Origin of the sequence: Pedobacter sp. (assembly GCF_041662865.1) — a bacterium.
Taxonomy (GTDB): Bacteria; Bacteroidota; Bacteroidia; order Sphingobacteriales; family Sphingobacteriaceae; genus Pedobacter.
Genome location: NZ_JBAZRL010000072.1, coordinates 1 through 10,204 on the forward strand (window position 1 = coordinate 1; position 10,204 = coordinate 10,204).

Below are 10,204 nucleotides of genomic sequence, written 5' to 3' on the forward strand. Positions count from 1 at the left end.
CGCTAATAAAACCAACCTTTGTTTGCCAAGAGGAAGCACCTTTAATAATTCATTTTTATATTCATTGAGCTCGAAATAGTCAATTAGTTCTTCAACTTGAGCCTGTTTTTCTGCGCCAATTGTTTTCAATAAACCCGAACTATCGAAGAAACCAGAGGCGATGCTTTGAAAAACCGTTGATGTTGCATCAAAATACCAATGTAATTCTGGCGATATTAAACCTATATGCGCTTTAATTTCCCAAATGCTTTCTCCACTCCCTCTTTTATTGCCAAAAAGATGAATGTTATTCGCATATGCTTGAGGATGATCGCCATTTACTAAGCTTAACAAAGTTGATTTCCCTGATCCATTATGACCTTGTAATAACCATTTTTCTCCATTTTTAACTTCCCAGTTTATGTGTTTTAACGCCCTCTTATCCCCATAACTAATATTTACATCAGTCATACTGATTAAAATTTCTGCACTAGAAACAGGGGCTTTACTTAAAAAATTTGGAATGGTTTTCACGATCTTTTTAGGTAAAACCGAAATGGATTCCAATGATTTAGAAACAGTTAAACGTCCATCTTTTATTTCAGCAAAGCGATTAATACATGTAGGCAATTCACTTGGATCAGTAATCATAATCAACTGCACACCTTCGGAGGAAATATCGTTTAATAATGCGCCCAGATTTTTACGAGAAAGTGCATCTAAACCTGTGTAAGGTTGATCTAAAATTAACAACTGTGGTTTTAGCCATATCGCTTTAACCAGTTGCAGTTTTTTATGTTCTCCACTTGATAATTGAATTAACTGAACATCTTTCAATTCAGAAAATCCTAAAGCACTTAAAATATTTTCAAGTTCATTAAATTCAAGCTGATTTTCCTTACCGTAGTTTAGTAATTCTGCATAAACCGTATGTGTGCGATGTGCTTGTTGACTATTGTAGCGTTGCTGATAATAAAAATTAGATTCGCCTTCTAAATCTTTAAATTGATACCAACTTGCAACATACAATGCTTTTGCGGATAACTTATGAGAGGGATCAAATTCGATTGTGATATCTCCAGAACCACCAGTTAATCCAGCAATTAGTTTAACTAATGAAGTTTTTCCACTTCCACTTTTACCGCTTAATAACCAGTTTTCTCCACTATTTATTGTCCAATTTAAATCCTCTAACACCAATTTGTGTTGGTATTTTAAGTTTAAATTTTTAATAAGGACGACTGGTTGTATCATTATTTTGTTTGCTCGAATTCTGCTATTAATTGTTTTTGGTTTAAGATGAAATCGATATCATCGTAACCATTAATTAAACATGATTTTTTATACGCATTAATCTCAAAAGTTTCTTGTTGACCTGTACTTAGTATCGTAATAGTTTGTTTTTCTAAATCAATTTCAACTTCATTTTCATGATTTTTTGCCACTTCAATAAATAGTTGATGCAAAAAATCATCACTCACTTGAACTGGTAAAAGGCCATTGTTTAAGGCATTTCCCTTAAAAATATCTGCAAAAAAACTGCTTACTACGGCATCAAAACCAGCATCTTGTATAGCCCAAGCTGCATGCTCACGACTACTGCCGCAACCAAAATTTTTACCAGCCACTAATATTTTCCCGCTATATGTTTTATCATTTAAAACAAAATCTGGTTTTGGATTACGATTTTCATCATAACGCCAATCGCAGAATAAATTTTCACCAAAACCTTCTCGTGTAGTTGCTTTCAAAAACCTTGCAGGTATAATCTGGTCGGTATCAATGTTTTCTATATTTAAAGGCACTATAGCCGATGTTAATTTTTCGAACTTTCTCATTCTTTTATTAATTACTTTCTTCTAGGCTTATTTCTTCCAAGCTTTAATTCTCAATCTTCTATAATCTGCAACCCATTCTCCGTTCTTAAAATAATTAGGTTTTAGTATTTGTACGGCTAAATTTTTGACTTCTTCGATCTGTGTTGTTGTTAGTTTTTTAAATGCATGTTGAGCAAATTGACTAATCCAATCATACATTCCGTTTTCGCCATTTAATGGTGTTGGCCTGTCAAATAACCAAGCTTGTTCAACTTCAAAACCTTGTTTTTCTAATAAGGTAGTATAAGTGCTTACTGATGGGAAAAACCAAAAATTTGTAGTAATCTGATTGGTTAAACCCAATTGGTGAGCTGCGGATTCTATTGCATCTGTTATACTTTTAACATTTCCTTTACCACCAAACTCAGCAGTTAATCTGCCACCGGTTTTTAAACTTTTATATAACCCTTCAATTAATGCATCTTGATTTTCTATCCAATGGAAAGTTGCGTTGCTAAAAATGGCATCAAAAGTGTTTTCATAAGGCAACTTAGTTGCATCAACTACTTCGAAATATAAATTAGGATGAGCAGCTTTTGCACTATTAATCATTTCAAAAGAAGCATCAACTCCAATTACAACTGCACCACTTTCTGCAATTTCAGCAGCTAATTGACCAGTTCCGCAACCTACATCTAAAATATGTTCACCAGTTTTTGGAGCAAGCCATTGCACAACATCTGCTCCATAATCAGAAACAAAATGATGTTGTTTGTCGTATAATTTGCTATCCCAATATATTTCTGGCATCTCTTTTTAATTTTTATACGTGTTCTTCTAATAATTCTCTCACATCCGTAATTCGCCCAGTCACTGCAGCGGCTGCGGCTGTAAGTGGACTAGCCAATAATGTTCTCGCATTTTGTCCTTGTCTTCCTTCGAAATTTCTATTCGATGTAGAAACACAATATTTTCCTGCCGGAATTTTGTCCTCATTCATTCCTAAACAAGCACTACAACCAGGTTCACGTAATTGGAAACCAGCGGCTTCAAATATTTTATCCAAACCTTCGGCAATTGCTTGTTGCTCAATCTGTTTAGAGCCAGGAACAATCCATACGGTAACACCATCAGCTTTATGCTTTCCTTCTACAAAATGTGCAACTTCCCGTAAATCTTCCATTCTAGAGTTGGTACATGAACCAATAAAAACATAGTCGATTGGTTTTCCCAATAAGGGAGAATTATCGGCAATGCCCATATAATCTAATGCTTTTTGATACGATAATTGTTCAGGAATAGCCTGCTTATCAGTTGCAGGTACATTTTGAGTAATGCCCATCCCCATGCCTGGGTTTGTACCATAGGTAATCATTGGTTCAATATCAGCAGCATTAAAGGTTAAAACTTCATCAAAATGGGCATCAGCATCACTATATAAAGTTTTCCAATTCGCCACTGCTTTATCCCAATCTTCTCCTTTCGGACTAAATTCTCTGCCTTTTAAATATTCAAAAGTAGTTTCGTCAGGAGCAATTAATCCGCCACGAGCACCCATTTCGATACTCATATTGCAGATGGTCATTCTGGCTTCCATACTTAAAGAAGTAATTGCCGAACCTGCATATTCAATAAAATAACCAGTTCCGCCAGCCGCAGAAATTTGAGAAATAATATAAAGGATAATGTCTTTTGCACTTACACCAACACCTGTTTCACCATTCACTTCAATTTTCATGGTTTTAGGTTTTTGCTGCAATAAACATTGCGTTGCCATTACTTGCTCAACCTGAGAAGTGCCAATGCCAAAGGCGATGCTACCAAAAGCACCATGTGTAGATGTATGACTATCACCACAAACTATAGTTGCTCCAGGTTGAGTAATTCCTAATTCTGGCCCAATTACGTGAACAATGCCTTGAAAAGGATGCCCTAAACCATATAGTTCAACGCCAAATTCTGCACAATTTTTTGTTAACATATCTACCTGATACCTAGAAAGTTCCTCTTTAATCGGCAAATGCTGATTTAAAGTTGGCACATTATGATCAGCTGTAGCAATGGTCTGCTTTGGTCTAAACAAAGGTAATCCGCGTTTGCGCAAACCATCAAAAGCTTGAGGACTAGTCACCTCATGAATGAAATGGGTATCAATGTATAAAATATCAGGAAATCCTGCTTCACTTTTTACTACGTGGGCATCCCAAATTTTTTCTACTAATGTTTTTGACATCTTGTTTATTATTTTAACCTTACAGTTTTTAAAGCCTGCAAGGTTTGTTATTTTTATGCTGTTTTAATTGATTTCATTGCTGTCATCGCTTTACGTAATGTAGCACCAATTTGCTCTACCTCATGAGAACGAATAGCCTCATTTACTGCAATTAAAGTTCTGTTATCTACTGCGCCATCTTTACCATCGTTAAAGTTTTTACCAACTAAATCAGTATCTACTTTTTTCATAAAGTCAGCTAATAATGGTTTACAAGCTTGATCGAATAAATAACACCCGTATTCCGCAGTGTCAGAAATTACACGGTTCATTTCGAACAATTTTTTACGAGCAATTGTATTCGCAATTAGTGGCGTTTCGTGTAATGATTCGTAATACGCAGATTCTGGTTTAATACCTGCCTGAACCATAGTTTCGAAAGCTAATTCAACACCCGCTCTCACAAATGCAACCATCAAAGTATAGTTATCGAAATATTCTTGCTCACCAATTTTTACATCACCAGCTGGTGTTTTTTCAAAAGCAGTTTCACCAGTTTCAGCTCTCCAAGCCAATAAATTTTTATCACCATTTGCCCAATCTTCCATCATGATACGGCTAAATTCACCGCTCATAATATCATCTTGGTGTTTTTGAAACAACGGACGCATGATATCTTTCAATTCTTCTGAAATTTCAAATGCTTTAATTTTAGCAGGATTACTCAATCTATCCATCATGGCAGTAATACCACCTTGTTTTAAAGCTTCAGTAATTACTTCCACACCATATTGAACCAATTTAGAAGCATAACCAGCGTCAATTCCTTTTTCAATCATTTTATCAAAAGATAGGATAGAGCCAGTTTGCAACAAACCACACAAAATGGTTTGTTCACCCATTAAGTCAGATTTTACTTCGGCCACAAAAGATGATTTTAACACACCTGCTTTATGTCCGCCAGTACCCACGCAATATGCTTTCGCTTGCGCTAAACCTTTCCCTTGTGGATCGTTTTCTGGGTGCACAGCAATTAAAGTTGGTACGCCAAAACCTCTTACATATTCTGCCCTAACTTCACTTCCAGGACATTTTGGAGCAACCATAATCACGGTTAAGTCTTTGCGAATTTGCGTACCTTCTTCTACAATGTTAAAACCATGCGAGTAAGATAATGTAGCGCCTTCTTTCATCAATGGCATTACTGCATTTACCACCGAGGTATGTTGTTTGTCTGGAGTAAGGTTAATTACCACATCAGCTGTCGGAATTAATTCTTCATACGTACCAACAGTAAAATTGTTATCAGTAGCATTTTTCCAAGAATCTCTTTTGCCTTCGATAGCTTCTTTACGCAATGCATAAGCAATATTTAAACCGCTATCTCTTAAATTCAAACCTTGGTTTAAACCTTGTGCACCACAACCTACAATTACCATTTTCTTACCTTTTAAAGCATTTACACCGTCTAAAAATTCAGAACTGTCCATAAAATCGCAAACGCCCAATTGGTTTAGTTTTTCTCTAAGTGGTAATGTGTTAAAATAATTTGCCATTGTTTTTGTTTATTTCTTTATTAGTTTATGTTTCAATTTTTATTTTGAAAAGCAGGTTCAGCGCTTTTCGGTTTCTTCTGTCCCGCTTTTCATTTCAAGTCCTCGCTACGCTGTGGGCTTTTCATTTCAATCGGGTTTATTAACTCCATTCCTTCTTCATCTCAACCGTAGTATCTTTCCGACGGTGTTCTACATCGTAAATATCTTTGAGCCTTTTTCTAGAAACTCATTTTCTATTAATTCTTCACCTGGCTCAATAGCTTCAAATTCTTTCAGTTTTTCGTGGAAACCTGCACTATCTTTAATAATTGCAACTCTTGCACTCCGTACAAATTCAATTAATTCGTAAGGCTCTAAAGCAGCAATTAAAGCATCAGTCTCTTCTTTATGTCCAGTCACAGCAAAAACAGTATAATCTTTACGAATAACTACCGCACTTGCGCCATATTGTCTTAACAAGCGCTCAACAGTTACTTTCTCTGCAATTTCATCAGTCGATACTTTGTAAAGTGCTAGTTCTTGCCAAATAATTTCATCATTTGTATTAAAATATACTTTTAATACTTCAATTTGTTTTTCAATCTGACGGGCAAGTTTTCTAACTACTTCGTAACCTTCGTGTATCACAATATTAAAACGGTGAATGCCTTCAATTTCAGATGGAGAGGTGTTTAAACTCTCAATGTTTATTTTTCTTTTAGAAAAAATAATAGCAATTCTATTTAATAAACCAATGCGATTTTCTGCATAAACTGTTATCGTATATTCTTCTTTCCCATCAATTAGAGGGGCACTTTTATTTTCGAAATGATCTATTGTACTCATTTTTCTCTCTTTTAATTGCTCAATTATTTTAATCTAATTTCACTTACACTACAACCTTGAGGCACCATCGGGAAAACGTTGTTTTCTCTTCCAACCATCACTTCTAGTAGGTAAGAACCTTCATGATTTATCATCGTTTCCAACGCTTTTCTTAAGTTGACACGTTCATCAACTTTATCCGCTTCGATATAGTAAGCTTTTGCTAATGCTACAAAATCAGGACTGGTAATGTTAACTGAAGAATAGCGCTTGTCGTTAAATAATTCTTGCCATTGGCGAACCATTCCTAAAAAACGATTATTTAAAATCAGAATTTTTACAGCTGCGCCGAATTGCATTATGGTACCTAATTCTTGCGGTGTCATTTGGAAACCGCCATCACCAATTATGGCAATTACTGTTTTATCTGGTGCGCCATACTTAGCGCCAATTGCTGCTGGTAAACCAAAACCCATGGTGCCTAATCCACCAGATGTGATATTACTCCGAGTGTTGTTAAATTTAGCATAACGACATGCTACCATTTGGTGCTGACCAACATCCGTAACAATTACGGCATCACCTCCACAAATTTCGTTGATGTTACGCAACACTTCGCCCATGGTAATTTCATCCCCAGTTGGGAAAAGCTCTGGCGTAATTACTTGATCTATTTCTTGTTGGTTGTAGTCTCTAAATTTAGCTAACCAATCTTCATGCTTATTCTCATTTACCAAATTGGTTAATAGTGGTAATGTCTCTTTACAATCGCCCCAAACGCCAACATCGGCTTTCACATTTTTATCAATTTCAGCTGGATCAATGTCTAAATGAACAATTTTAGCTTGCTTTGCATATTTATCTAAACGACCAGTTACACGATCGTCAAAACGCATTCCAATGGCAATAATTACATCAGCTTCATTAGTTAAAACATTTGGTCCATAATTACCATGCATACCCAACATACCCACATTTAAAGGATGAGAAGTTGGAATTGCACCTTCACCCATAATTGTCCAGGCAGCTGGGATTCCAGTTTTATTGATGAATGCTTTAAATTCTTCTTCTGCTTTACCTAAAACAACACCTTGTCCGAATAATATAAAAGGTTTTTTAGCTGCATTAATTAATTCTGCTGCTTGCTCAATATATTGTACTCTAACTTTTGGTTTTGGACGATAGCTTCGAATATGATTGCATTTTACATATTCAGGAAACTCTTCGATTTGTAACTGTGCGTTTTTGGTAATATCAATTAAAACAGGACCTGGTCTACCGCTTTTAGCAATATGAAATGCTTTAGCTAAAACTTCTTGGATTTCGTTAGCATCGGTAACTTGATAATTCCATTTGGTAACTGGTGTTGTAATATTAATCACATCAGTTTCCTGAAAAGCATCAGTTCCCAATAAATGAGCAAAAACTTGTCCAGTTATACAAACTAGGGGAGTACTGTCAATTTGTGCATCAGCTAAACCTGTTACTAAATTTGTTGCGCCTGGTCCGCTAGTTGCAAAAACAACACCAACCTCACCACTTGCTCTGGCAAAACCTTGAGCAGCGTGAATTCCACCTTGCTCATGACGCACCAAAATATGTTTTAATTTATCTGAATAATCATATAATGCATCATAAATTGGCATAATTGCACCACCTGGGTAACCAAAAATGGTATGTACACCTTCTTCAATTAATCCATTTAAAAGAACTTGTGAGCCAGTTCCCTTGAAAGTTTTTGTTGAGGTTTCTGCTTTAGCCTCAGTCGCTTGTATTGTTTCCTGTGCAGTTTCCATAGTCTTTATTCTAAATTCTTTAGCTTCTTAATTCCTTTTGTGAGTTATAAGTATTCGTCTGTAACACAACCACTTGCTGCGTCTGAAACTGTTTTAGCATATTTATAAAGTACACCTTTACTTACTTTTAGGGCAGGCTGTTTATAGTTTTTTCTTCGCTCAGCGATAATTTCTTCATTTACTTGTAAACTGATGATGTTGTTTACAGCATCAATTAAAATAGGATCATCATTTTCCACTAAACCAATTAACCCACCTTTGTAAGCTTCTGGAGTAATATGGCCAACTACAAAACCGTGTGTGCCGCCAGAAAAACGACCATCTGTAATTAGAGCTACCGATTTACCCAATCCAGCACCGATAATTGCTGATGTTGGTTTTAACATTTCCGGCATTCCAGGAGCGCCAACTGGACCAGCATTCTTAATTACGATCACGTCGCCAGGTTTCACTCGTCCGCTAGAAATACCAGCAATTAAATCATGTTCGCCATCAAATACACGAGCTGGGCCTTCAAATTTTTCGCCTTCTTTTCCACTTATTTTTGCCACTGAACCCTTTTCGGCTAGATTTCCATAAAGAATTTGTAAATGGCCAGAAGCTTTAAGCGGCTCACTTATTTTTTGGATGATTTTTTGATCATAATCCATAACTGATTTCACATCAGCTAAATTCTCTGCTACCGTCTTTCCAGTTACGGTTAAGCAATCGCCATGTAGTAAACCTTCATTCAATAAATATTTCATTACAGCGGGAATACCACCATATTGATGTAAATCTTGCATTAAGTATTTGCCGCTTGGTTTAAAATCGGCAAGAACAGGCGTTACATCACTCATTTTTTGGAAGTCGTCTTGCGTAATTTCTACACCAACCGATTTTCCAATTGCAATAAAATGCAACACTGCGTTTGTACTTCCACCTAAGATAATGATAGAGCGAATTGCATTCTCAAATGCTTTTCTCGTCATAATATCAGATGGTTTAATATCTTTTTCTAAAAGGATTTTGATGTATTTTCCAGCATTCAAACACTCTTGTTTTTTCTCATCACTTACCGCTGGATTTGAAGAAGAGTACGGTAAACTCATTCCTAAAGCCTCAATTGCTGCTGCCATTGTATTTGCAGTGTACATACCGCCACATGCACCTGCACCCGGGCAAGTATGTTTGATGATTCCTTGATAATCTTCTTCAGAAAGATTGCCACAGATTTTCTGTCCTAAAGCTTCAAACGCAGAAACGATGTTTAATTCTTCTCCTTTATAATATCCTGGTGCAATTGTTCCACCATAAACCATAATCGAAGGACGATCTAAACGAGCCATTGCCATAATTGCACCTGGCATATTTTTATCACAACCCGGAATTGCAATTATGCCATCGTAATATTGACCACCACAAATAGTTTCGATACTATCTGCAATTACGTCACGACTAACTAATGAATAACGCATACCATCGGTACCATTGCTCATACCATCACTCACACCAATTGTGTTAAAAACCAATCCAACTAAATCATTTTTCCAAACACCAGTTTTCACATCTTTAGCTAAATCGTTAAGATGCATATTGCAGGTGTTTCCATCGTAACCCATACTTGCAATGCCAACTTGCGCTTTTTCCATATCCGCATCTGTTAATCCGATTCCATACAACATGGCTTGTGCTGCTGGTTGTGTTGGATCTTGTGTAAATGTTTTACTGTATTTATTGATTTCGTTCATTTCTATTTATTCAATTGGTTCCTTAGTTCACTTGTTCAGGCTGTGTTAAAACCTAAATTATTACTTCATAATTTACTTTCTCCAATACTAAGTTTTTATAGGCTCTTTGTATCGTAGCGCCAATGCTATCATTCCACTTTTGTTTATAAACCACATCATCAATAGTATGGATGCCAATAATTTCAGTCGCAGTACCACAGAAAAATGCACTATCCGCTTTTTTTAATTCTACAACGCTGATTTTTTTTTCTACAACTTCAATATCTAACACATTGCATAATTCAATAACGGTATTTCGTGTTATTCCTGC

General features: G+C 36.0%; 9 protein-coding genes. All 9 read right to left on the bottom strand.

The features are described from left to right. The coding region (locus WC622_RS15555) for an ATP-binding cassette domain-containing protein (RefSeq protein ID WP_372820621.1) at positions 1-1,233 on the bottom strand (1,233 nt) is incomplete at its 3' end. Further along, positions 1,233-1,817: a 3-isopropylmalate dehydratase small subunit gene (gene leuD / locus WC622_RS15560; RefSeq protein ID WP_372820622.1), complete on the bottom strand. Its 585-nt coding sequence runs from the start codon at positions 1,815-1,817 to the stop codon at positions 1,233-1,235. The genes leuD and WC622_RS15555, both read right to left, overlap by 1 nt. A 27-nt stretch (positions 1,818-1,844) precedes the next feature. After that, a complete protein-coding gene (locus tag WC622_RS15565; RefSeq protein ID WP_372820623.1) occupies positions 1,845-2,606 on the bottom strand; it encodes a trans-aconitate 2-methyltransferase in 762 nt (253 codons plus the stop codon). A 13-nt stretch (positions 2,607-2,619) separates the two neighbouring features. Further along, positions 2,620-4,029, bottom strand: coding sequence for a 3-isopropylmalate dehydratase large subunit (gene leuC, locus WC622_RS15570; protein WP_372820624.1), 1,410 nt, complete (start codon positions 4,027-4,029; stop codon positions 2,620-2,622). A 53-nt stretch (positions 4,030-4,082) separates the two neighbouring features. Continuing rightward, positions 4,083-5,564 (bottom strand): ketol-acid reductoisomerase, encoded by a 1,482-nt coding sequence (ilvC, locus tag WC622_RS15575; protein ID WP_372820625.1) that lies wholly within the window; start codon positions 5,562-5,564, stop codon positions 4,083-4,085. 189 nt (positions 5,565-5,753) lie between these two features. Then, complete coding sequence (gene ilvN, locus WC622_RS15580; RefSeq protein WP_372820626.1) at positions 5,754-6,389, bottom strand: acetolactate synthase small subunit; 636 nt, start codon at positions 6,387-6,389, stop codon at positions 5,754-5,756. A 23-nt stretch (positions 6,390-6,412) separates the two neighbouring features. Then, complete coding sequence (gene ilvB / locus WC622_RS15585; RefSeq protein WP_372820627.1) at positions 6,413-8,164, bottom strand: biosynthetic-type acetolactate synthase large subunit; 1,752 nt, start codon at positions 8,162-8,164, stop codon at positions 6,413-6,415. A 44-nt stretch (positions 8,165-8,208) separates the two neighbouring features. After that, positions 8,209-9,894, bottom strand: a complete 1,686-nt coding sequence (gene ilvD, locus WC622_RS15590; protein ID WP_372820628.1) for a dihydroxy-acid dehydratase — start codon at positions 9,892-9,894, stop codon at positions 8,209-8,211. A 52-nt stretch (positions 9,895-9,946) separates the two neighbouring features. Beyond that, positions 9,947-10,204: aminotransferase class IV (locus WC622_RS15595; protein ID WP_372820629.1), on the bottom strand; the 258-nt coding region annotated here is incomplete at its 5' end.

What these genes read in the sequence shown, in the direction of transcription:
- ilvN (WP_372820626.1), bottom strand. Translation starts at nt 6,389, where the DNA reads ATGAGTACAATAGATCATTTCGAAAATAAAAGTGCCCCTCTAATTGAT.
- leuC (WP_372820624.1), bottom strand. Translation starts at nt 4,029, where the DNA reads ATGTCAAAAACATTAGTAGAAAAAATTTGGGATGCCCACGTAGTAAAA.
- ilvD (WP_372820628.1), bottom strand. Translation starts at nt 9,894, where the DNA reads ATGAACGAAATCAATAAATACAGTAAAACATTTACACAAGATCCAACA.
- leuD (WP_372820622.1), bottom strand. Translation starts at nt 1,817, where the DNA reads ATGAGAAAGTTCGAAAAATTAACATCGGCTATAGTGCCTTTAAATATA.
- ilvC (WP_372820625.1), bottom strand. Translation starts at nt 5,564, where the DNA reads ATGGCAAATTATTTTAACACATTACCACTTAGAGAAAAACTAAACCAA.
- WC622_RS15565 (WP_372820623.1), bottom strand. Translation starts at nt 2,606, where the DNA reads ATGCCAGAAATATATTGGGATAGCAAATTATACGACAAACAACATCAT.
- ilvB (WP_372820627.1), bottom strand. Translation starts at nt 8,164, where the DNA reads ATGGAAACTGCACAGGAAACAATACAAGCGACTGAGGCTAAAGCAGAA.